Here is a 21,921-nt window from a genome sequence, read left to right as displayed (position 1 = left end):
GGTGAACCTATGCGGTCACAGCACTAGCCGAGGGAGCGCTCGACTTTCCAGCGGCGGGGAAGGACGACGAAACCGCGGGTTCCCTTGGGCCGCGGCACGGGCCGCAGGGACATCTGGAGGTGGCCCGCGGTCCAGGCGGGACAGCAGGTCACGGGCGTAGGCGGAGTCCGCCCAGACCTGGGTGATCTGCGGACGGGTGAGCCGCAGGCGCCAGGACAGGTCGCGGGCGACGATCTCGTCGCGGACATCTCCGGCCGTCACCGTGATCATCACGGGCAGGCCCAGGGTGCCCACGACGAGGTGTCTTTTGCGCCCGTTGCTCTTTTTGCCCGCGTCGTAGCTGCGGCTGTCCCGGCCAACGATGGAGGCCGCCTTCACCGACTGGGAGTCGACGATCAGTGCCACCGGGAAAGGGCAGCGGCCCTTGCCCGTGCGGATGCGACGCCGCACTGGTCGCGAGGGGCGAGCCCGTGCCCGCGTGCTTTCAGGGCCGCCGCGAAGCTGTGGGCTGTGCACCCCGGGCCGGGGCCTGGGATCGCGGCTGACTCCTTGGGGCCCATGGTGCGTACGGTGCGGTGCTGCTCTATCCGTAGGGCGCTACTTCGGCGGGCATCAGGTCGTCCCGGTGCGCGCGTACCGGATCGGGTGCCGGTGAACGCCGTCCCGGTCGAGGGAGGTGCTGGCACTGAGCTCTGCGACGAGCGCCCTCCAGTCGTCGGCATCCGGCACACCGAATCCAACTCACCTGTCCTAAAAAGGTGTTGACGCCACCTTTGGCTAAATGATCATGTGATGTTCGGCTTCGAACACGGTCGGTGACCGACCGACCACAATCTTATGGGAAACGATGCAGACACCGACTCGCGCATTACCGTTCCATAGACGTTGGACCGCGGTTTCGATCGCTGCGGTACTGATGTCGGTGGCGCTTCCGGCCTCCTCCCAGGCGCTCGACGAGCCTGCCCCGGAGATGAAGGTCGTCACCACCATCGGCCCGGTCGGTACCCCTCCGCCGTCCCCCGAGGGCCTCAAGGGACGCGCCGCCGCCTCACGTGCCACTCCGGCGAACACAGCCGAGCTGACTCAGCCTCACGCCGCCCTGGAAACCCTCGGGCCCGCCAGCCGGTGGGCACCGAAGTCGAAAACTCCATCCTCGACCGCACCGCTGCCTACGTCCAGCGGCTTGGCCCGGCAGGCAGCGGCACCCCCCTACCCGGACCCGCCGCGGACCATGACCAAGAAGGAATGCATCAAGGGCCTGGAAACACACGAGAAGTTCTACATCAAGTCCCGTTTCGCGGTCTGCTCGGGCGCCACCCTCAACTCGGTCTGGTCCATTAGAAACCAGGTGGTCGGCGAGAGCCAGATCGCCTTCCTCGCGGTGGGCACCATCGCCAAGGGAAGCCGGACCGTGCACATCCGCCACCACTACCGGTTCGCGACCAGCAGGCGAACCGGGGCGCCCGCAATGGTCCTCACCCCCAAGGTGTCCCTGCCGCAGACGTGGCCGGCCAGCGCCCGGATCAGCCAGGGCGGAGACTTACCCACCGGGCAGACCTGGCAGACTCTCGCCGCGCAGAGCGACCCCGGGTTCTCCCACAACCTGACCGGCAAGTCCGGTACGGGCTCCGGCCGTGATGACGCCCTATTCACCATCTTCCAGCCCAATCTTGAGGTGAAGTACCCCGCAGGCTGGCAGGTGACTGGGCCGCGGAGCGCCAAACCGTTCTTCCTGGCTCCACGCTGGGACAAGGCAAGCTATCTGGCCGGAGCCAGTGCCGATGGCGGAGCCTCGTTCAGTTACGCAGTAGCGATGCCCTTCAGCACCAAGGCCGGAGCAAAAGAGCGACTCGCGGCACAGCACATCAAAGATGCCTATACCAAGCCAACGGACACCGAACCGGTAAACACCAAGAAGGACATCCCTGGCCGCACCCCCAGCCGCCCCCTCACCCGCCTGTATCACGATGGTGATCGCCGCGACGCCAACCGAAATGAGGCGATCAAGGCGTGCAAGGCCAAGTGGGGGGCCGGCTACTCAGAGGGCGGGAAGAAGCAGTGTGATGAGTTCCCCTTCTCCTCCACCTACGAGGGTGCTGCCCAGGCACTCAAAAAGTACGACCCGCAAAGCAAAGCGCCCAAGAAGAACTTCTCCGCCCGGCCCATCCCCAAGGATGACAACGAAGCAGGCGGAAGGATAATGAGCGGCTTCTACTCCAAGAACCGCATCCTCGACGGACCCGACGACGGATTCATGATCAAGGTGTCCTGACCTCATGGTCCTGTGGGCGGGCGGAGGCTGCCCGCCCACAGAAGCCTCACACCGGCCAGAACTGAAGCAGGAACCGCTCCACCCCATCCGGAACGCCCTGTTCGGCCAGGGAAGCGACCTCTTCCTGCCCCGCTGCATGAGCCCGCAGCCGCCACCGCCGGCCCGCGACACCAAGATCGATCCCATGCTCGTCCGGACCGCCGGCCGTGTGGAACTGCAGACGACCCGAGGCAGAGTCCAACTCCGCTTCCCCCGTCGCCTCCCAAGGCGCACTTTGATCCGGCTCGGGCGGTGAGTCCCAGACTTCCACCGTGAACGCGGCCCTATGCGTGTGACCGCCCGACCTGATGTCCACCCGCCCGTGCTCTGCCACAACCAACCCTTGCCCACCCTCAGGCCAGATGTCGATGATGTCCTCGTCGGCATCCTGCAGCCAGAGCAAGAACCGCTCAACCCGGACCGCGAACTCCTCGCAATGGACCAACGCCACGTAACCTCTCCCCTCAACTCCCGTCACTGCGCCGACGACGCTACCCGGGCCGTGATCACTGCGGCAGCCAACGCAAAGACAACGTGTAGGACCTACAGGCCTCTTTCGGCTCGAATCTTGCGTGTCGCTCAAGCCTGCCCCGGCAGCCGGCGCCCTGCTGCGAGGGCGGTACTGGATCGTCTACGCAGCGCTCGGCGGGCTGCTCCTGGTGCTCGACGCCGGCCAGGTCGGCTGACCATGCGCACCGTCGCGCCTAGGTGGCGGGAGTCCCGTGGCCCTCGGGCCGATGAATTACTGGGTATTGCCGGGGCCTCCACCGACAGAGGCGCTTGCCGGTTCAGCGGGCTGAGCTGTACGAGCGGGCAGGAGGCGTGAAAGGTAAGTCGTCACAATTCCCGCCGCGGCCGAAAAGGATAGTGCGGCGCCTCCCGCCGTGCTTCCCTGCCCGATGAAGTAGATGGCGCCTGCCAAACCACCGAAAGCGACAAGTGTTGATGTGACGATGCCTGCCCATCGGGCTCTGTGCTCGTGACGTTGCTGACGTTCGACCATTTCGAAGGCGCGGAGCCCCAATTTTTCGTCTGGATGGAGGGCGTTCCATTTCTCGATCTGCTCAGCTGGCGGGAATGCCCTCCAGTACTCCTGTCCCGACTCCCAGCCTGTCACGATCGGCTCCCCCTGCCGCCGCCCGGAGTGTGGTCGCGATCGTGTCGGCTACGCCGATCTAGCAGATCGCGCGTCGCGAGACGCTGCGCCTCTTCTCCCAGATCTCCGCTTAGCGCCGACATTTCCGCTCGTCGAATTCGGTCTTGAGCCTTGTATCCCGCCGATTTTCGACTTTCGAACTGAAGAACTCGCTCCGTTAAGGTCCACCAAGCGGCGAAGCCTGTCAGAGGCCCAATGGACAGGAGCGACTTAGCTACGCTCGGCAATTCTGTCCACCAGACGGTAACCACTGAGACGACGCAGAGGGCACCGGAGATTGCGATACCTCTGGCCCGCGAGCGACGGAGCAGTCTTCTTTCATGCAGGACAGCAGCAGTCACCGCGTCCAGACGTGTTGGCATAAAGGGCCGGACGGAAGGGCAGTCCTGCAACGCGATGCCGGTCTGGTCATACACCGCACCGAAGCCGCTTGCGAACGCGCGCCACTTGGCCCCCATGCAGGCAGTGTAGGGATGAGGGTGTTCGGAGGAGAAGGGAACAGCCGTTCAGTACGCCTCTCGGCAACGGACTGTGCACTGGAGAGGCGTGAGGGGCGAGAACTTCATCACGCCGCGGTGACGGGCCCGCCACCGTCAGGCTCGCCCGCGCCCCTCAATACTGACCGTGCGCCATACCGGCCCGTACTCACGGCTGAGCACATGGGCTGGCGAGCTCATCGAGCAGCTGCTGCGGCTGTGGCTGCTGCTCACCGGGGCACAGGTAGCGCATTCCCTCGCCCTCCGCAGGCTTGGAGCCGTTCTTGGCGATCGGGTGCCGGCGGCTGAGCGCCGTACGCCACCCGTACCGCTCATCCCACACCAGCGCGGGCGCCGGGGCTGCGGCATCGAGGACCAGGGCGGCCGCCAGGACGTCGCCGGCCTCGCGGACGGCGACGTCCTGGTGCTCCATCCACCCCGCGGCCGCCACGGCGTCGGCGACCTGTTGCAGGTAGGGCAACATCCGGCGCCCGCGCAGCACCATCTGCGCTGCGGCCACCGCCGCACGGCGCACCGCCACGGGATACCCCAGCCGCTGCGCCGCCTCTTCGACCGACAGGTCCGGCTCGGCCAGCACCTGGTCGGCGATGCGCTGACCGCGCAGCCGAGGCAGCCAGCGCGCGGCCGCGGAGTAGGCCAGACCGAGCTCGTGCTGGGCGGTAGCGATCGTCAGTGCGGGGTCAGCGTCCAAGAGTTCACCCAGCCGTGCCTCGATCTCGTCGCGGGGCACCATGTCGCCGCTGCCCGTGGGCCGACCCGCGCGCGGCGCGGCCGGCCCCTGGCGGAAGTCGCGCAGCACGGCCCGGGGGCAGTGCTCCACTCCCTTGACCTTGACCAGGTGGGGGGCGATGCGCTGGTCTCGCTTGTAGGAGTCCCAGGTCTTGGGCGTGACGTCCAGGAAGGCAGCGGCCTCCGTCCGCTCCAGCAGGTCCCCATCGTCATCTTCGGTGGGCAGCTCCGGCACCTGCTCGGTGGCGAGGTAGGCGGCCGTCTGCTCGGCGTCCCACAGCTTCGACTTCGCATCGGGAGAACTGATCGCCGCCGGGAACCCCTGTGCCGTGTAGGGCTTCTGGTTGCTCAGACGGCTTCGCAGCACCGTGAACGGGCCCGCATTCGCAGCGAGAAGGGCGTTCGCTGGGGCGGTCGGCCGATCAGAACCGCAGCCTGATCAACAAACCCGGCGAACCTTCCCGGCTAGAAGTCTCCATCTTTCCTGACTGTGACAAAAATTCCGGTTCGTCGCTTTTCGATGACCACTCGTACAAGGAACTCCTGCTTCAGATCTGCAGGCAGCTGTTGCGCTTGCCACTCGCGTTCCGCGGCCGCGGCAGTTTCGACATGCTCGCGATCTGACGCGGCAAGAGCTTTGAGTGCGTAGTAAGAACCACCGAACGCATGCTGTGGCACGTGCGCCGTCGCCACCGCTTGCCCGGCGGCACGAGCGGCGAAACAGGCCGCTTCATGGTCCGCCTTCGCGGCCCGCGCCGCTGCGTGAGCGTCGAGGGAGGCTCGGCGAATGTCGGCCATCCTGAATACCTCCGTTTCAACCCATTCGCGGCAGACTTGTATGGCATTTCGGGGCCGTCCATCCTCCGAGCGTGCACGCTCGAAGAGCGGGAGCACGCGCTCGGCGCAATTTGCGGCCCACGTGGCCATGATGCGCTGATCTTTCCTGCTGTAGCGCTTCACCACATGACCCTACGACGGCCCTCGTCACCGAGTCCCGCGCTGTGGAAAAGCCAACCCCGTGGACCTTCCCGGTCACAGCACTAGCGTTGAGTTTCCGTGAGACGGTTTTCGCCGTGGTTGACTTCCCGGTGGCCGGAAGCCCTCCCACCACAACCAGCACAGGCTTGGTCCAGTGCGGGTTTGTGTTCTCTGCATCGCCTCATCCCTCCGAGACCCGCCGTCGGCCCGGTGTCCGTCCGACCGTTCCGCGCCAGCCTTAACAGGGAGCAACGTCCACACAGCTCAGGATGTGGTTCACGGGCGATCCTCTACCGCCCGGCTCTGCCGGAGTTCAAAGACGGTTTCTCATAGGGGCAGCGTTATGCCGAGCTCTTGCATGGCGGTTGACGGAGGGCCGCCTTCGGAGCGCTCAGTCTTGTACCCCTTGGTACCTGCTTCCAGGGTGCGCGGGTCGACGGCCTCGGCAGGGGCGCCGGTCTCGTACAGGCCTTCGGGTTCGGTGTCGCGGTCGTGGGGCAGCAGCCAGAACACGCGTCGGCGGAAGGTGCCCGAGGAGCGGGAGGCCTTGGCCTGGGGGGCGAGGATGGCGTAGCCGACCATGCGGCCGGGGCGGTGGTAGGCCGGCTTGCTGCGGCGGGTGGGCAGCCGGTCCAGGCTTTGGCGTACGTAGTCGAGGTCGGTGATGTCCTCGAGCCAGACGAGTTCGCTCTCGTGCCGGATCTCGTCCTCGGTGATCAGGGAGCTCATGCCCTCTCCTCGTCGGCGAGCAGTCCGATGCCCGGGTAGTACTTACGCGAATTGGACAGGATCATCTCCTTGGGCGAGGCCAGTCCGACCAGCTCGCGGGCGCGCGCGGCGAACGCGCGGGAGGAGATGACCGGGGCGCCCTCATTTTGGCACCAGGTCTTGTACTCGGCATACAGCCGGGCCTGCTCGGCTCGGGAGTCGGGGCTGAGGAGGCAGCATTCGTCGAAGAACCGGCCGATGTGGTCTTCGGTCTCGGCGTAGGCGGTGGTGGCAATGCGCACGCGGGCGGGGCCGGTGAGGTCCTTGTCGCCGGCGAGGTAGCGGCGGGCGCCTTCGATGAGCCAGGCCAGGATGCCGGGGCCTTCTTCGGTGACGAGGATGTCGGCGAGGTTGTCGATTTTGCGGTCGTCGGAGACGACTCGTTCGAAGGGGATCAGGCGCATGCGGCGCCAGAACGCGAAGCCGCCGGTGCCGACTTCGGGCCGGTGGTTGGCCAGCAGCCAGAGCTTGTGGGTGGGTGCGAAGGAGAAGAAGTCCTGGCGCATGCGGCGGGCCTTGATGCGGTCGCCGCCGGTGAGGAGCTTGACGCGGGCCTCGTCGAACTTGTCGCCGGGCTTGACCTCGGAACACACGATGACGCGACGGCCGTGGAGTTCGGCGAGGTCGGTGGGGTGTCCTTCGAAGGGACGGGCCATGAGGAAACCGGGCGGAGCTGCATCCGCGTAGTCGCCCAGCAGTTTCATCAGGACGTCCAGGAGAACGGATTTGCCGTTCTTGCCGGAGCCGAAGAGGAAGGGCATGACCTGGCCGCCGACGTCGCCGGTGACTGAGTAGCCGAGCAGCAGCTGCAGGAAGGCGATCATTTCCTGGCCTTCGGCGTCGTCGCCGAAGGTGTCGGTGAGGAAGCGCTGCCAGCGGGGGGTGGGGACTTGCTGGGGGCCCACGGTGGTGGAGCGGGAGTGGAAGTCCTTGTTGGGGTCGGGGGTGCGCAGCAAGCCGGTGCGCAGGTCGACGATGCCTTCGGGGGTGCACAGGACGTAGGGGTCGGCGTCCAGGGAGGTGGCGTTGAGGACCATGCCGGGGGCGGCTTTTGCCTGGGTGAGCATGGCGTTGATGCCGGAGGTGCTCATGGCGCGTCGGATGTGCTGGTTGAGCGCTGAGGCGGTGAAGATGCCGCGGGGGTCGGTGGTGGCGAAGGTTTCGGCGAGGTCGCCGGCGGCCCAGACGACGGTGTCGTCTTCGTCGAACTGCCAGCGGGTGCCTTGCCAGCGGTACCAGCCAAGGCCCGGGACGTGCCGGTAGTCGGTGCCGTACAGCTTCACGAACAGTTTGGCGTTGCCGCGGTCGGTCAGTGTGTCCGGCAGCAGTCCGTTGGGGGTCGCTCCGCCGGCTGTGGGGGGTGTGGGGTTGGCAGCTTGGGCCGGGAGGGTGGTCGGCGTCATCTGGGCGCGGATCTGCGCGGCGACGGCTTCGGGGTCGAAGTCGAAGAGGACGCCGGGTTCTTCGGGAGTGGTCACGGGCGCCTTCCCGGGTGGAGGGGGCGCTGCAGGCCGGCGCTCAGGCCGCTGCGGATGATCTGTTCGGCACGTCGTTCCTGTCCGGGGCGGGCCGCGGCCGCGGTATCGCGCAGGGCGCGCTCGGTGGCGTCGTGGGGCAGGTATCCGGCGGCGATGAGGCCGCCGAGGGTGTAGGCGGCGCGGTTGAGGCGGTCGGAGAAGCCTGCGCCCGCGGCGACGCGTCCGCAGTCGGCGATCTCTGCGAGGGTGGCTGTCAGGGTGCGCTGGATGTGCTCGCGGCCGCCGCCTGCGGCCAGGACTGCCTGGCGGGCGCGGGGCGGGACGGGGCGCGGGGCGGGCACGGAGGGGGTTGGCCGGTGGCCGGTGCGCTCGAGTTCACCGGCCAGCCACTGTGGCAGGGGTGCGGGTTCGAGGGCCCCGTCGAGCGGGGTGTAGGTGCCTGCGGTGGTCGTGGTGCCCGGGGCGATGATGTAGCCGCCATGGGCGCGGACGTCGACCTGCCAGGCCAGTGCTCGGGCGCGGCCTGAGCCGGTCGAGCACTGCCATCCAAGACCAGGGTCGGTTTGGTACCAGATGTGGAGCCCGCCGGAGGGAGTGCGCACGCGCAGCGTCGTGCGGTCGGTGGCGGGGTTCGGCTGACTGCGGAGCGCGGCCAGCACGGCGAGGGTGTGGAAGCCGTTGGCCAGCCCGGTGAGGTCGACCTGTTCTCCGATGGGGATGCCGGGCAGGATCCGGTCCCGGGAGGGGACTTGGGCCTGGTGGGCGTCGATGTCGATGACGACCAGGCCTGCCGGGCCGCAGGCGACGCCGACGCCGTACTCGGGGCGGGGGCTCCACCACTGGGTAATCCGTTCCTGGTCGAGAGTGGCGGCGTGAAAGCCGTGGCACCAGCGACCGGCGGAAGCACACGGGCAGTTGGTGCGGACGTGGCCCGGCTGTCGGCAGCGTTCGCAGTTCGCGGCCGGCGTTTTACGGCCGGGGGCCAGCGGGTGCACTGGCCAGCCGCGCGCGGCACACTGCCGAGCCGTGGTCAACGACTGCGCAGCGACCGAAGCGTCGAGAGGCGGCTGCTGTGAGTCGCTGCGAAGAAAACGCAGCTCAGCAGGCATGTAGTTCCCCTCACAGCGACCGAAGCGACTCAACAACGGACATAGATTAGCGAAGGTTCCCCGCTCTACGCGGGAGCCCCGGCCAAAAACGGCTGGCCGTGTCGATGATGAGACCAACACCCCGGTCGCTCAGCGACCGAACAGACAGTCCAGCGACGGAGTCGCTTCAGTCGCTGTTCCGTTGAGGATCGAAAAAGCGCAGGTCAACACGAGTAGCGGACACTCAACAGCGACTGAAGCGACTGAAGGTCTCTATATATGACGCAGGCGCGCGCACGGGAATGTCCTCACATACTCGATGCACAGTCGCTTCAGTCGCTCCGGCGCCTACTTCAGAGCTCTGACCTGCATCTTTCCAGTCAACGGACCGTAGCGACCGACCGTCTTCGTCGGTCGCTGGTCTTCAGCCGCTGGCGACGAACCCTCCTCTTGCACGGGAGCGACGCAAGCGACCGAAGCGACTGAGTCCTGGTCTTTGGTCTTTTCCTTGTGCACCTTGTGAACCCATGCTCAAGCCAGAGTCGCTAGCGTCGCTGCCAGCTGGAGAAACGTCGGCGCGTAGAGTGCGCCCCTTTCAGCATCAGCAGGCCTCTCGCCAGCTGGCCCTGGCAGGGCGGAAGAGAGCTGCGCACCCCGCCCTCGGCGAGCAGGCCTCGAAGGCAGGCGCGGGCCGCTTCCCGGTGAGGCTGGCCTTGCTACACGAGCAACATCCGTGCCGCCTGGCCCATGCAAATGCTGCGCTGCATCCGCGACACCGCCCTGGGGCAACTCAAGGCCCTCCCCAGGATCACGAGCAGCACCCCGGCGACGACCGTTGCTACCCATCGGGGAGCAACCTGCTGCACACCACGGCGAGCAGCACGACCACGAGCAGAGGCATCTCATGGACGCAGGCTCGTGCCTCACACCTCATGCCCTCACACGTACCGCGCCCACTTGGGAAGCGGGCTGTGAGGCTCACAGGGCGGCCGGGTCGGTCGCGGGCAGCTCGTCAGGCGCGGACCTTCTCGTAAGGCAGCAGGACACGCCCGGTCCGGCTCCAACAGTCGGTGGGAGCCACCCGGTCCCGCTCGATGTCCTTGCCGGAACAGCCGAAGTCGCCGACCACCATGAGCACCGGGATGCCCACAGGAGCGAGCCAGCCGGTCAGCTGATGGCGCAGGGTCTCCTCGCGGTTTCGGCGTTATTCAGCCATGCCGTTGATGACGCGGTAGACGACGTACACCCCGTACAAGGCGAGTAGCAGGCCGAGGAACCGGGTCCACGAGGGCAGGGCCCGGCGCTGGTGGGTGTTCCACATGCGTCGGAGTCGCACTACAGCAGAGACGGCGCCGAGCGTGGCAATTGCCGTGAACACCCAGAACAGCACAGGCCGATCATTTGCCGGCGCGTTCTGCACCCCGGCGTTGCCGGTGATGAGCAGCAAGTAGGGGGCGATGTACTGAGCCGGGCTGAACTCCCGAACACTTTCAGAGCTGCGGGAATCGGTCATTGGGTTGCCTCCGAAGCTTGGTAGGTGTCGGCATGGAAGTGCGCCCCACGGCAGGGGGACAACCGTGGGGCGCACATGGGTGGTGAAGCCCCCGGAGAGGGGCCGCATCACGTGAACCGATACGTCACAGGATGATGTCGATGAGCCACTCGATGGCCGTCTTGACGGAGATCGCGCCGCCCAGGGTCAGCGTCTTCTTCAGCCAGCCAGGAAGGGAGCTCCACCTCTCCTTGAAGTAGCCCTTGCCCTTTTTCGCCCAGTCGGTGAGCTTCTTCTCCCAGGAGTCGGGCAGCGCCTTGAAGGCCTTCTTCAGCGCCTTCTTCTTCAGCCTGTCCATCCAGCCGTTGGCAGAGACGTCGTCGCCGGCGTAGACGGCGGAGATCTCTGCCTGGGTGAGGCCTTCCTCTCTCAGGAGCTGCTGCCCCTCGGGGGAGTCGAGGTAACTGACGAAGGCCTCGTGCGAGGAGAGTTCGAACTCCGGCCCCCAGTCCTCAGTGACGGAGGTAGCAGCGGTCGTCTCGCGCTGCTCGTGAGCCTGCGCCGCCGTAGTACCAGCGACACCCAGAGTGAGGGCAGCAATAGCAGTGACCGCACTCATGCGGATATGCCGACGATTCACTATCGTGGTCCTTTGGGTAAGACGGTGCGGGCGCTGCCCCACGGCGCACTGATGGCCTGGAAACCGTGTGCGTCGGAAACGGTGGTGCCCGCACCCCCGGGGGTTCTGTGCCGGGGGCGCCTCAGAACCTATCTCCGTCTCGATCATCCGTTCCAGGGATTGAGACGCATATGCCTGAAATCTTTCCCTTCCCGGAGCAGGTGTACGGGAAGTTCTTCGCATACCGGCCGGACAGATAGGGGCAATCCGCAACAAGTCACCCCGCGGAAAGAAGAAACCGGACTGGCCGCTACCGCCACCCCGAAACCTCAGATTCCGCTCAACTCTCCCAATGCCGCCCAGATTTCAGTTGGGCGTTGCGCGGCGGCAGTGGCCGCCAGGCTGGGGCCACTGGATGAGTCCGGTGGCCCCAGCCGGACGTGGTCAGCGAGGGTCGCCTAGACGATTGCCGATCTGTTCGTGGTGCGGCGTCTCACTTCTATGCCAGCCGCAGGTCTCATTGCGGTGTCGAATCTGCGGCTGGCAGCGGCGACCGGGGCGGAACATGGAGTGAGACCCAAGGGCGACACCTCATGAGAATCTCCAGCACCGTGAGGTAAGACGCCGCACCGAACAAGCCCGCCCACGACCCGACGTACGGCTATGACCACGACACCGAACCGTGCGCGTCCGGCACCATGATCTGGCGCGGCTGCTGTTGATGTTCCGCTTGCTGATGCGCGACCAGAAGCCGGGCTCGTGGGATCACATGACGACCTGTCCTTCGAGCGCCTCGCGGACGCAGCTGACGCCGCCGCGGAGGTTGTCTACGGCAAGGACTGACAGGGGCCTGATCTGCGGATGCGCTGCACCACGACCGATCCGGTCTACGACTGGCCCGACGGAGCACCGTACGACGGCGAGGCGACGTTCACCTGGAACGTCCCGGGCTACGGCTCGCACGCCAGCGAGGACGACCAGGTCGAGCTGTACTCGAACACGGCGCTGTGCGGTTTCAGCTGGGCGAAAGGCGACAGACCCCGCCGGGTGGATGGTCTGCCGGACTGTCCCGAGTGCCGACGCGAGGCCCAACTCGGTGCCGAACGCCCCCGTGGCACGCGACTACTGGGGGGATACGCGTTGCCGCCCGGGTGACAACCGGTGGATATGGCCATGGCCACGATCGGAAACACCCTGACCCCGGCAGTTGCGATATTGAGGTCAGGGCGTTGCCACGGGCTGGCTACCCGAGCCAGACGATGTTCAGAACCGTCAAGCTGCGCAGGCGCCGGTTGATCCAGTAGGTCAGGGAGAGCTGGCCGACGGCCGCGTAACGGACGTCCTCCCCCTCATCGTCGTCCGTGTCGAACTGCCCGAACCCCCACGGATCTGCGGCGGCTGCCGCCAGGATGTCCCACACGGTGTCCGCGGCGTGCTCGGGCAGGACGTCGAGGACCTTGGCGGCCAGGGCGGAGACGCGGACCGCGTACGGCTGTCCGCTCACCTGCGCCGCCTGCGGAGCTCCGTCAGGTCGATGGCGTCGCTGTCGTCGTAGCCGGAGGCGACGAATGCGTCGACGGCCGGGGCGTGCGCGATGCGGCCCTGCCAGTCCTGGACGACCTCGTAGAGCTCGGCGAGGGAGAACGTGCGCCGCGATTCTTCGAGGGCGGCCGCCCACTCCCGCTCGAAGGCCGGCACCCACGTGCTCGCGCGCTTGTCGGCGCGCAGCTGGGCGAGGAGTTCGGCCGGTGCCCCGGGGGCGGGGGCGTATGGCGTGACGGGGGCGTGGTCGGGCTGCGCGCTCATCGGGTCCTCCCGGCGGGTCCTCCCTTCACGGTACGCGCGCCGGGTGGCAGTGGAAGCGGACATGGGCGAATCCCCTCCTACTGGGTGCGCAGGGCGCGGGCGACGGCCTGGGTGTGCTCGCGCAGCGGATGGTCGAGCTTGTCCCAGGTGGCGGCCAGGTAGTTGAGGAGTTCGGCCGTGGCGCGCTCCGCGTCGCTAGGGTCGCTGGCGAGCAACTTGTCGGCGGCGAGGGCGACGTCGACGGCCGGAGGCGGACAAGTCTTCCGGGGCGAGGGCGTTGCCGCGGTCGACGTCCAGGACCAGGAGGTGGCGCACCTGTTTGCGGGACTGGATGGTGATGGTGTCCTCGCGCGGCGAGTCCGCGCCCGCGGTGACGAAGCCGGTGTGGTTGAGGATCGCCGCGGCGATGGCCTCGGTGAGCACCGGCTCGGGCAGCAGGTCGTCGGCGGTGGGCTCCGCCTCTTTGAAGGTCAGCGTGAAGTTTATGCCGGCCTCGGTGGTGAACCACACCGTGTCACCGCCGGGTCGGCGTCCGCAGCGGCGCAGCGCGTCGGCGACGCGGACCGGGTCGTGGTCGGCGTCGAAAGCGGGCTCTTGTCGCGGTCGATGGGCTGAGCCGAAGCACGGCAGTTGTCACCGCCAGAGCTGCTTGAGCTGGTGTAGCAAACCGGTCGAAGCATCCTGATTGTCACCAGTGAGGCACACGGCTTTTCACAGATCCTCACTCATGACCACCATGGGCAAATCGGCCTCTCAGTATTCCCAACTGGCGTAGACGGTGACGTTCTCGCCGTTCTCCCTGGCTCCGACGCACACGTCTCGCCAGTCGAGCAGCCAGCCGCTGGAGTGACACTTCTCCCGCTGGAGGCCCAGTTCGCGGATGATCTCCGGGCGGGACAGGCCGTCCTCGCTGATGACTGTCGCGGCGCGCCAGCAGCCGCCGGAACCGCAGCTGATGCCTTCCTCGATCATGGTGATGCCTGGCGGCAATGATGGGAGGACCTTGGCAGGCGGGGCGTCCGAGCCTTCGCTGATCATCAACGCGTACAGGAGGCCGGCCGCGAGGGTAAGGGCGAACTGCATCCCCAGAAAGCCGATCGCTCCATTGCGGCGGGAGATCCATTGCGGGGGAGGAAAGCTCTCGTGCCGTCCTTCCAGTCCCGCGCCGCAGGCGATGAGCAGGGGCGCGAGAACCGTGAACACGAGATGGGCGTCGGGCCCGGGGGCGTCGATCCAGCCCTGCTGGACACTGATCAGCACACTGGCTCCGGCGAGCAGCGTGCCGCCGATCGCGAAGCCGACGGGGCGGGTACGGGCGATCGTCATCCAGACGACGGCGGGCGCGACGGCAAAGAGAATCCCCAGGGCAGTCAGCATGTACGCGAAGACGTGCGACCCCGAGCGCCCGGTTCCGCACAACCCCGGCTCACCGCAGGCCCGCAGGCCAGTCGTTCATACCGTGAGTGCGACGAACTCCTCATTGCCGAAGTCTCACCTGTGCACGCCTACGGCCTCGCCGGTGACAGCAAGCCTGCCTATGTGACAGCTATCACGCTTCGGCTCAGGCGGAAATTCAGAGGTCACGTATTCGCTCCCAGTCAGTAATCCAGATCGAGGTAATCGATGTCGTTGATTTCCACGTCCGACAGTCCCATAGCGCGACCGCCGCCGTCCTGGAAATACACTTCCTTAAACCCTTCGGCGATGATTCCGCGCATCTGCTGGTCGCTGGCGCCTGCGCTGCGGGCGTCGAACAGGCGCTGCGCGTAGGCCGGGGGAAGATGCACGGTCAGTCGCCGGAACCGCCCGTCGTCGGTCGTACCGACCGGCGCGGTGTAGCCGAATCGGGCCCGGGTCTCCACGGTGATCCCGCCCGTGGTGGCCGCCTGCTTCTGCCGGCGTTTGCGCACCAGCGGCTGCCACCGCTGCCGCACGGCGTCGTCGATCTTCGCGGCGACGTCGGCGCGGGCGTGCTTGCGGGCGCCGCGCCGGTAGCGGTTGACGGAGTCGGCGGTGACGCCGATCTCCTGGGCGACGGCCTTCGCGCTGCCGAACTGCTTGAGCAGGAACCCGATCTGGCCCTTGAGGGTCTTGGGCGGGTCTTTGGTGAACGCCTCGCGGTCGGCGCGCTCGATCGCGTCGTCGATCTCCCCCACCGCGCTACTCCCCTTCGTCCAGGACGGCGTCGCCGCCCTTGATGTGGCGGGCCGGGTTCAGGCCCTTCTCCATGAGGTCGATCGCCCAGAGCATCTCTTGGACGCCTTCCAGCTTGGCCAGGCCGGGCGTGGGTCCGAGGCGGAACCCGCCGGGCTGCGGCTTGCCCGAGGCGGCATACGGCAAAAAGTCCAGCGGCGACGCGCCCGGCGAGGGGTAGACGACGCAGTCGGAGAGCACGGCGAGCGGGAACAGCCCGGTCATCTTGGCCATGTTGTTGAGCTTGCGGTGCATGTTGACCCGGGCCTTGCTGATGACGGCCGCCCGGATGTCGGGGCGCCAGGTCGGCCGCTGAAGGGCTGGCCACCGCTCGCCCTCCTTGTAGTGCTTGCCCTGCGGACGTTCGCGGAGCTTGCCGACGCCGCCCTTCACCGTGGCCTTGATGGCCGCGAGGACGGCGGCCAGGGCCGGGTCGACCTGCTTGTGCTGCTCCATCGCGGCGAGGAAGGCGCGGTCATCCAGGTCCTTGGTGACGCCGAGGTCGGCGAGAGTGTCGACGTAGGCGTTCTTGAGCCGGTCGTGCCACGGGTCCAGGTACGCGCCCGTCTCGCGGCGCAGGTACGCCTCGATCGGGTGGACGTTGTAGCCGAGTTCCTGGGCGTAGGCGACGGTGTGCGTCTGGTACCAGGCAGGTCCCGTCGGACGGGAGCCGTCCGGGGTGAACGGCGAGGGCAGGCGCGGGTCCAGCTCGATGTGGCTCAGGTCGACCAGCCACGAGCCGGGGATCTTCGGGTTGAACTTCGGGGCGTGGAAGTGGTCGGGGGCGGAGAGGCCGACGACCAGGCGGGCCGCGGCGGCGAGGAAGGCGGTGTTGAGGTCCAGGCCGACCGCGAAGGGCAGCATGCACTCCTCATCGCTGAGCGAGTCCACCGACCGCACCCACTGGTACGCCTCCTCATTGAGGAACCCGCCACTCCAGCCGGACTGAACGACGACCGGGTGCTCCGGGGTGGCCTCTGGCGGCGCCGGGTCCATCGGCTCCGTCCCCAGCGAGCCGGGGTTGTGGCCGGAGGTCCAGTTGCCGGTCTCCTCATCGCGCTCCGGCTTCGTCGGCGGGCGCAGTGCCGTCATCAGCTCCAGGCCCGAGACGGCGGTGGAGCCGCGCGGGGTGATGACCCGCTGGGCGTACACCCCGAGGACGCGGGCGATGTCGGCCGGCTCCATCTCCGAGACGCCGGGCCAGGATCGCTCATCGAGGGCGTCCCACGACAGGATCGCCAGTTGCACGCACTGCCGGTCGCGTCCTTGCGCCTTGCGGTAGATCCGCGCCCACGGCCCGAATCCGCGCTGCGTGAGCTGCCACTTGGCCTTCGCCACCTGCTTGACGACCGGGTGGTCCTCCGGCAGGCGCAGGGAGCGGCGTTGCTCGTGGCCCTCCAGGCGCTCGGGCAGCCCGAGCTTCACGGCGGCCGCGGCGGTGAGGACGATCAGCGGGTCGCTGTCCTTGCCGTAGCGGTTGAGCTTCGGCGCACCGAGGCCGGACTGGCGCAGCGTCCACTCCACCAGCTCCACCACGGTGGTCGCCGGGCAGTCGAGAACCAGGCCGTTGACGCCGTATGCGGAACCGTCGCCATCGAGGACGGCGAGCGGGCCGTGGGGAAAGCGCGGGTCGGCGGCGGGCGCGGTAGCCTTCTTCGCCGCCAGACGCCGTGACGTCGCCGGACGGGCGGGACGCTCGGGTGCAGCCGGGGTGGCCGGAGTCTGCACCGGTGCGACGGCAGATGCCTCCGGCTCGGAGGCGGCCGGGCCGGTGAACGTCTCGGGCATCTTCGGCGTCGGCGCAGCGGCCGGGGCGACGAGGGCCGGAGCGCCGTGCGCGGGATACTTCGCAGCCCAGCCCTTGAGGAGTCGCTGGTACGCCTCCAGGCGCGGCGACTTCGGCTCGGAGCGGCCGTTCTCGTAGTTCTTGACTGTCTGCACGGTTGACTTGAGGGCCTGCGCGAGGCGGGCCTGGGTGATGCCGGCGGCCTCGCGAAGCCGGGCGCGCTCTGCCGGGGGCGGAAGCTGCGGCTCCTCCTCCAGCAGGGCGTCGATGTTCGCGAACAACTCCTCTTCGGATGCCATGTGGATCTCCTTTCGCGCCCTCACTCTAGCACTGTTTAGCCAGCTGTTTAGCCTAGTATTTAACCCGATCGGATTGTTTGGACGGTTAGGAGTGGACGCCGCCAGGCGACAGGCGCAGGCCCTGCCTCACAGCTCACAGGCACCCACCACACCGCCTCTACCTGGGGAAATGCCGTGTGAGACTCGCAGGGCGGGGCCAAGTTTCCGGAGATCGCCCCTCGCGGACCGGAGTGCTCGGTGCGGATGGCCCGCACCCGGACGCTCCCCCCGGCGGCTTTCCCGCCGACCCGGTGCGCGCGCCACGCTGGGAGCGTGGCCAGGACCCCACGCGTCGCTGTGCGGAGTGCCGGGCGGCGCTGCCCCGGGACGCGGGGCCCAACCGCCGGTACTGCACCACGGTGTGCCGCTCGCGCGCGTGGCGCCGGCGGCGGCGCCGGGCCACCGTCTACCGCCTGGCGGTGCACCGCAGCATCGAGCTACTAGGCCCCGGTGTCCTAGCTCTGACCCCAGGTGCAAAGTAACGACGGGGTCAGCCGTGCGGTGTGAGGTCCCCACCAAATCGGTAATCCGGCAAGGCGGCCTTCGCGGCTTGGATGAACTCCATGTGCCGATCGCGAAGGTCTGGAGGCTCGGCGCCGTTCAACACCGCGCTCAGCGCCAGGTAGTACTCCGACATTGGACCCGAGACTTCTGAGGGCCCCTCCAGCAACACCATGGCCATCGCATGATTGAGTTCGGCTACCTGCTCGGCATTGCCGCCCGAATGCTGGTCGATGATTTGGGCGGCTTCGAGGAATCTGGCGTACGTCTGCCTGCGGCGGTCCAAGGTGCGGGCTATTCGCTGGTCGTTGAGCGTGGCCTGCACGCTGTGGATCCCGGCGCTGCGTGTGAACCATCCCGTGGTGATGCTGCCCAACACCGCCGAACCAGCTGCGATCAGCGCAATCCCCCAATCACTCATGCGGCCGATTGTGTCGGAGGAGCGGGCCAGGGCGTTAGGGGTTGTTGCCGGAGAACTCATGCGCGGGGAAGCGATCAAGCCTCGCGGCTGCGGCGGCGGTTGTTCATCAACCGATCGGTTCCCGAACACCCGCCGGGCCGCGTTCCGCAGTGACCCGCGGGTGTTCGGGAACCGTGTGCACCTACGGTCTACTGCCGGTTGCGCAGACCGATCTGCACACCGCCGATGGCGGTGACCGCAGTACCGATGCTGCCGACGGTGGCGGCTGCTTCCGGGTTGTGCGTCAGGGACAGGATGAGCACCGCGACGATGGACAGGAGGCCGGTCAGGACGGTCGTCCACCGGAGCAAGGCAGAGCTGGGCTGTCGGGTCGCGGCTGTTGTACGGTCGATGGGCGTCACTCGGTCAGTTCTCCTCACAGCAGGACGGACCACTCCGACGTCACGAGAGGGAGATCTCCTCACGGCCCATGCTTTGGACGGCCGGCCATGCGGAGGTCTCCCTTCGTCGTGCCGAAGGGGTTTCGGTGAGGGACAACGTTACTAAGTGGCGTTGACAGTCGGCCGTTCTGTCACCCCTGCATGGGCAGCAGAGCAAGGGGCAAAACGGGCGGCGGACGGGCGCGGCTTGCGCGTTCGTGTATGGTCTGCGCTGCTCTCTTGCCTGCGCTGACGGCCACTCAAAAAGCCCAGGTCAGGGCGTGGTTATCGTCGAAGATAACCACGTTTTCCCGTGTGACGTACCCCACACGAACTTGCCGTCGCGGTCGACGTCTCGGTGGCGGACAGGCCCGTGCAACTTGTTGCCGAGCTTGACGATGGGGCGGATCGGCCTGAGACAGCCTCTTGCCCTTCTTCCCCTGCTCGGGGCGGTTCCCCATGCCGTACGACCCCTGGTTCGTCGGGAACTCGTCGGAGTTGGCGATGTTGTCGACGCCGAACTCGTCGACGGTGTTGATGACGGAGTGGCTCGGCCTGGGACGGAACCCACGCTCTCCTTCTTCACCTCGGAGAAGAACTCCCCGTCTTCGAGGTGCGGCTCACCCGCCTACAGGACCCCGTGCAGGGCGTTCTCCTTGAAGGCCTCGTCTTCCTCGCGGTAGCGGCGCATGACCTTGGAGCCGGGGGCCCAGCCGCCCTGGGTCTCCATGACGGCGTCGGGGTTGCCGGCCCGGGAGGACTCGGTGACCAGGCCGCGCTGCGGGCTGTGGCCGGTGAGCCGGACGTCCAGCTTGGCGCGCACGCCGAGGCGCTCCAGGATGTCGCCGACGGTCTCGGGCTCGATACCGGAGTCCAGCACGGTGTGCCAGCGGTTGTGCAGGGCGCGGTAGGCGAAGGAGTCCGGGTCGGGCTCGGGGCCCAGCTCGGCGTGCCAGCGGCGTCAGGTGCGCACCGGGCAGAGGTGGGCGCGGGAGCCGAACGGCACGGCGACCTTGCGCGGCTTGTTCTTGGAGACGCGGATGTCGACCAGCAGGCCGCGGCCCTCGGGGTCCTCGGTGATGTCGCGCACGCGCAGCCAGGCCAGTTCGTGCTCGCGGCCGGCGACGGCGAAGTCCAGCGTCATCAGGGACAGGTCGCGGATGCCGAACCGGGTGGGCGGCAGGGCGGCGGCGACCTTCTCCATGTGCCGCACCAGCAGCGCGGCGGCGGGCCCGTTGCCGCGGCTCTCGCCGTCCTTCTCCATCTGCTTGATCTTCGCCTTGAGCAGCGCGCGGGCCTCCTCGGCGATGTCCTCGGCCAGCTGCAGCTTGAGCTGGCGGCGGCCGGTGACGACCACGCCGGAGATCCGGCGGTCGATGGTGGTGGGGGCGAGCAGGGTGCCGCGGCGCTGGCCGGGCTGGCGCCAGCACCATTCCACGAACGCGACCAGGGTGCCGGTGCGCACGGCGGCCGGCGGCAGGTCCTGCTCGGCGCAGAACCTGAGCCAGGCGTTCCAGTCGGCGCGGTAGCCCTGCTTCGTCTTGTCCGGGCGGTGGTCCTCGACGTGCTGCGTGGCCTCGCGGTCGAGCCGGTCGAGGCGTTCGGCGGTGGCGGCGCCGAACGGCGCGGGGACGGCGGCGGCCGCCGCGGCGGTGGTCCGGGACTTTGGCGGGTGCCCGCTGACCGACACGTCCGCAACTGTCATGGTCTCCCCTGAAGGTCCGTCACGCCCGTTTGTTCGTACCGGGTTTTGTCGCATGTGGTTCCCGGATATGTGAGCGCCTATCCGGGAACCATGGATGAGCGGCACCGGTGGTGGGGAGGGTTGCCCGTGCCGCCGGGCGGGCCGGCGGGAAGGGATGGGGACGCGATGCCGGAGAAGAGCGTGTGGGGCGACTACGCGGAGAGCCGGGCGGACAAGGCGTCCGAACGTACAGACCCGGAGGATCAGACCGACGCGATCGGGGAGGGTCTGGCAGCGGTCGCGTACGCGCTGCTGGACGTTGCGCACGCGATCCGGGAACACACCGAAGCGCGCGAGCGCTGAGACCGGAATAGGCCCCGCCCTGGGGGGCGGGGCCTGCGCTCGGTGTGGTGTGCTGTGGTGAGCGTCCGGGGCCGCTACCGACGGTCCCGGGCGCGTCAGTGCGGCAGGATCGGCCGGTCGATGTGCCGGTGCTCGACCTCGCAGCCGATCCCGGCGGCGCGCAGGTGCACGGCGATCTCCTCGGCCACGGCGACGGAACTTTTCCGGACTAAGGAATCATGTGCCCCTGCGGCGTGACGCTCTGTTTCGGCTTGGCCTGCGAAGACTGTGCTGAGCGCTGCACCCTGATGCTGTGGCTGACATAGCAGGGCAAGTGATCCCCGTGGCCTCCGCTCTTGCCGGAGTCGCCCTCACGCTCCTGGGCAACGTGTATTTGGAGCGCAGTAGATGGCGCCAGACTCAACGAAACGAGCAGAGAGCCCGCTCGCTCGAATCCCTTACTGATCTTCTGCAAGCCACCACCGACATTGCCCGCACGCTCAGACAGACTGCTGAGCAGATCGACGAAGGCCGAGACGTTGACATGCAGGGCGTCGCGGATCAGATCGACGACCTCATCGGTCAGGTCCGACGGCAAGGCACGGTCGCCCGCATCGTTGGACCCCGCAGCACGTTCAGCTTGATCACGACGCTGGAGGGACAGATTGCCCCGATCTACCGTCTGGTCGCTGAGGCTGGGCGGATCGGTGACGGTGCGGCTCTGGTTGAACCTGCTCGACAGTTGATGAAGACACGGGATGCCTTCATTGATCAATTACGGAGTGCCGATGGCCTGTCTCGGCCATGAAGGTCGGGAGATCCCAGTGCTGTACCGACAGCGACCCGCTCCCATCGCGGCAGACGGATCAACTGGATGTCACGAGATGCCGCGTCCAACTTCATACCGCTCCTTCGTAGTTCGGATGCGCAACGCCTACCAACTAGGCCAAGCGGTCACACTCGGCGTGTCGCTCGGTAGTCCGGTCAACGGCTCGGTGGCGGCCGCCACCGCACACCACGTGCACGTCGACGCGGTACAGCTGGGCGCCGGCCCACTGCTTGAGGTTGTCGCGCTGCAACAGGATCCGGGCCTGGACGGCGCGGCGACCTTTTGGTGCCCGGCAAGCGCGCGGCGGTAGCCCTCGCACGCCGTCTCTCGTCTTCGCCAGACCCAGTGGGCGCGGGGGCCCGGGCCTGTTGGAGCGCCAGCGTTCCTTCCCGCGTTTCGCTCCAAGGGCCGGCTCTTCAGCTTGCGGCGCCCGTTCCGCGCCGCTGGAGGCGCTGACTGGGTATGTCGAAGGGCGTCTGCTCCTGG

General features: G+C 67.6%; 25 protein-coding genes and 1 pseudogene. 3 read left to right on the top strand and 23 right to left on the bottom strand.

The window, feature by feature from the left end:
- Window positions 1–29 precede the first annotated feature (29 nt).
- A pseudogene (locus ACI2L3_RS39415) lies at window positions 30–408 on the bottom strand (transposase); the annotation flags it as partial.
- A 369-nt stretch (window positions 409–777) separates the two neighbouring features.
- Complete coding sequence (locus tag ACI2L3_RS39410) at window positions 778–990, bottom strand: hypothetical protein (protein WP_404757297.1); 213 nt, start codon at window positions 988–990, stop codon at window positions 778–780.
- Between the two features lie 241 nt (window positions 991–1,231).
- On the opposite strand from ACI2L3_RS39410, the gene ACI2L3_RS39405 reads away from it, so the two are divergent.
- Window positions 1,232–2,272 (top strand): hypothetical protein, encoded by a 1,041-nt coding sequence (locus ACI2L3_RS39405; RefSeq protein ID WP_404757296.1) that lies wholly within the window; start codon window positions 1,232–1,234, stop codon window positions 2,270–2,272.
- Window positions 2,273–2,318: 46 nt separating this feature from the next.
- Here the strand turns inward: ACI2L3_RS39405 and ACI2L3_RS39400 are convergent, their stop codons facing one another.
- The 9 genes from ACI2L3_RS39400 to ACI2L3_RS39360 form a co-directional block, all read right to left on the bottom strand.
- Entirely contained in the window at window positions 2,319–2,762 is a 444-nt protein-coding gene (locus ACI2L3_RS39400; RefSeq protein WP_404757295.1) for a hypothetical protein, read from the bottom strand.
- A gap of 1,350 nt (window positions 2,763–4,112) precedes the next feature.
- Window positions 4,113–5,060, bottom strand: a complete 948-nt coding sequence (locus ACI2L3_RS39395; RefSeq protein ID WP_404757294.1) for a DUF6292 family protein — start codon at window positions 5,058–5,060, stop codon at window positions 4,113–4,115.
- A gap of 98 nt (window positions 5,061–5,158) precedes the next feature.
- Window positions 5,159–5,653, bottom strand: coding sequence for a putative immunity protein (locus tag ACI2L3_RS39390; RefSeq protein ID WP_404757293.1), 495 nt, complete (start codon window positions 5,651–5,653; stop codon window positions 5,159–5,161).
- Window positions 5,654–5,998: 345 nt separating this feature from the next.
- Complete coding sequence (locus ACI2L3_RS39385; RefSeq protein WP_392144325.1) at window positions 5,999–6,400, bottom strand: DUF6009 family protein; 402 nt, start codon at window positions 6,398–6,400, stop codon at window positions 5,999–6,001.
- Window positions 6,397–7,842 (bottom strand): phage/plasmid primase, P4 family, encoded by a 1,446-nt coding sequence (locus ACI2L3_RS39380; RefSeq protein ID WP_404757311.1) that lies wholly within the window; start codon window positions 7,840–7,842, stop codon window positions 6,397–6,399. Before ACI2L3_RS39380 ends, ACI2L3_RS39385 begins: the two co-directional genes overlap by 4 nt.
- Before the next feature lie 71 nt (window positions 7,843–7,913).
- Window positions 7,914–9,026: a bifunctional DNA primase/polymerase gene (locus ACI2L3_RS39375; RefSeq protein WP_404757292.1), complete on the bottom strand. Its 1,113-nt coding sequence runs from the start codon at window positions 9,024–9,026 to the stop codon at window positions 7,914–7,916.
- Window positions 9,027–10,017: 991 nt separating this feature from the next.
- The gene (locus tag ACI2L3_RS39370) at window positions 10,018–10,155 is read right to left on the bottom strand and encodes a hypothetical protein (RefSeq protein WP_404757291.1); all 138 of its coding nucleotides are present in this window, start codon (window positions 10,153–10,155) and stop codon (window positions 10,018–10,020) included.
- Between the two features lie 54 nt (window positions 10,156–10,209).
- Window positions 10,210–10,518 (bottom strand): hypothetical protein, encoded by a 309-nt coding sequence (locus tag ACI2L3_RS39365; protein ID WP_404757290.1) that lies wholly within the window; start codon window positions 10,516–10,518, stop codon window positions 10,210–10,212.
- 124 nt (window positions 10,519–10,642) lie between these two features.
- Window positions 10,643–11,116: a hypothetical protein gene (locus ACI2L3_RS39360; protein ID WP_404757289.1), complete on the bottom strand. Its 474-nt coding sequence runs from the start codon at window positions 11,114–11,116 to the stop codon at window positions 10,643–10,645.
- Window positions 11,117–11,977: 861 nt separating this feature from the next.
- Here ACI2L3_RS39360 and ACI2L3_RS39355 point away from each other — a divergent pair.
- Window positions 11,978–12,271, top strand: coding sequence for a hypothetical protein (locus ACI2L3_RS39355; protein ID WP_404757288.1), 294 nt, complete (start codon window positions 11,978–11,980; stop codon window positions 12,269–12,271).
- A gap of 88 nt (window positions 12,272–12,359) precedes the next feature.
- Here the strand turns inward: ACI2L3_RS39355 and ACI2L3_RS39350 are convergent, their stop codons facing one another.
- The 11 genes from ACI2L3_RS39350 to ACI2L3_RS39300 all read right to left on the bottom strand — a co-directional run bounded on the left by ACI2L3_RS39350 (window position 12,360) and on the right by ACI2L3_RS39300 (window position 20,285).
- Window positions 12,360–12,620, bottom strand: a complete 261-nt coding sequence (locus ACI2L3_RS39350; RefSeq protein ID WP_404757287.1) for a hypothetical protein — start codon at window positions 12,618–12,620, stop codon at window positions 12,360–12,362.
- Window positions 12,617–12,922 carry a DUF6247 family protein gene (locus ACI2L3_RS39345; RefSeq protein ID WP_404757310.1) on the bottom strand — a complete coding sequence of 102 codons (306 nt, stop codon included), beginning with the start codon at window positions 12,920–12,922 and terminating at the stop codon, window positions 12,617–12,619. The genes ACI2L3_RS39350 and ACI2L3_RS39345 overlap by 4 nt, the downstream gene beginning before the upstream one ends.
- Window positions 12,923–12,999: 77 nt before the next feature.
- A complete protein-coding gene (locus ACI2L3_RS39340) occupies window positions 13,000–13,137 on the bottom strand; it encodes a hypothetical protein (protein ID WP_404757286.1) in 138 nt (45 codons plus the stop codon).
- Window positions 13,118–13,432, bottom strand: a complete 315-nt coding sequence (locus ACI2L3_RS39335; protein WP_404757285.1) for a hypothetical protein — start codon at window positions 13,430–13,432, stop codon at window positions 13,118–13,120. Before ACI2L3_RS39335 ends, ACI2L3_RS39340 begins: the two co-directional genes overlap by 20 nt.
- 243 nt (window positions 13,433–13,675) lie before the next feature.
- Window positions 13,676–14,299 carry a hypothetical protein gene (locus ACI2L3_RS39330; RefSeq protein ID WP_404757284.1) on the bottom strand — a complete coding sequence of 208 codons (624 nt, stop codon included), beginning with the start codon at window positions 14,297–14,299 and terminating at the stop codon, window positions 13,676–13,678.
- A 221-nt stretch (window positions 14,300–14,520) separates the two neighbouring features.
- The gene (gene tpg / locus ACI2L3_RS39325) at window positions 14,521–15,078 is read right to left on the bottom strand and encodes a telomere-protecting terminal protein Tpg (protein WP_404757283.1); all 558 of its coding nucleotides are present in this window, start codon (window positions 15,076–15,078) and stop codon (window positions 14,521–14,523) included.
- Between the two features lie 4 nt (window positions 15,079–15,082).
- Window positions 15,083–17,200, bottom strand: a complete 2,118-nt coding sequence (tap, locus tag ACI2L3_RS39320; protein WP_404757282.1) for a telomere-associated protein Tap — start codon at window positions 17,198–17,200, stop codon at window positions 15,083–15,085.
- A 529-nt stretch (window positions 17,201–17,729) separates the two neighbouring features.
- Window positions 17,730–18,161 carry a hypothetical protein gene (locus tag ACI2L3_RS39315; protein WP_404757281.1) on the bottom strand — a complete coding sequence of 144 codons (432 nt, stop codon included), beginning with the start codon at window positions 18,159–18,161 and terminating at the stop codon, window positions 17,730–17,732.
- Between the two features lie 188 nt (window positions 18,162–18,349).
- The gene (locus ACI2L3_RS39310; protein ID WP_404757280.1) at window positions 18,350–18,562 is read right to left on the bottom strand and encodes a hypothetical protein; all 213 of its coding nucleotides are present in this window, start codon (window positions 18,560–18,562) and stop codon (window positions 18,350–18,352) included.
- A gap of 646 nt (window positions 18,563–19,208) precedes the next feature.
- Window positions 19,209–19,460, bottom strand: coding sequence for a hypothetical protein (locus tag ACI2L3_RS39305; RefSeq protein WP_404757279.1), 252 nt, complete (start codon window positions 19,458–19,460; stop codon window positions 19,209–19,211).
- 81 nt (window positions 19,461–19,541) lie between these two features.
- Entirely contained in the window at window positions 19,542–20,285 is a 744-nt protein-coding gene (locus ACI2L3_RS39300) for a hypothetical protein (protein ID WP_404757278.1), read from the bottom strand.
- A 165-nt stretch (window positions 20,286–20,450) separates the two neighbouring features.
- Between ACI2L3_RS39300 and ACI2L3_RS39295 the strand changes: the two genes are divergently transcribed.
- Window positions 20,451–20,627, top strand: a complete 177-nt coding sequence (locus ACI2L3_RS39295) for a hypothetical protein (protein WP_404757277.1) — start codon at window positions 20,451–20,453, stop codon at window positions 20,625–20,627.
- Window positions 20,628–20,835: 208 nt separating this feature from the next.
- Here ACI2L3_RS39295 and ACI2L3_RS39290 read toward each other — a convergent pair whose 3' ends face one another.
- Window positions 20,836–21,381 (bottom strand): hypothetical protein, encoded by a 546-nt coding sequence (locus tag ACI2L3_RS39290; protein ID WP_404757276.1) that lies wholly within the window; start codon window positions 21,379–21,381, stop codon window positions 20,836–20,838.
- Between the last annotated feature and the right edge of the window lie 540 nt (window positions 21,382–21,921).

The sequence above is a fragment of the Streptomyces sp. NPDC029674 genome, assembly GCF_044903205.1.
Taxonomy (GTDB): domain Bacteria; phylum Actinomycetota; class Actinomycetes; order Streptomycetales; family Streptomycetaceae; genus Streptomyces.
Note: the sequence above shows the minus strand (reverse complement) of the source record. Positions and strands in the feature narration are given on the sequence as shown.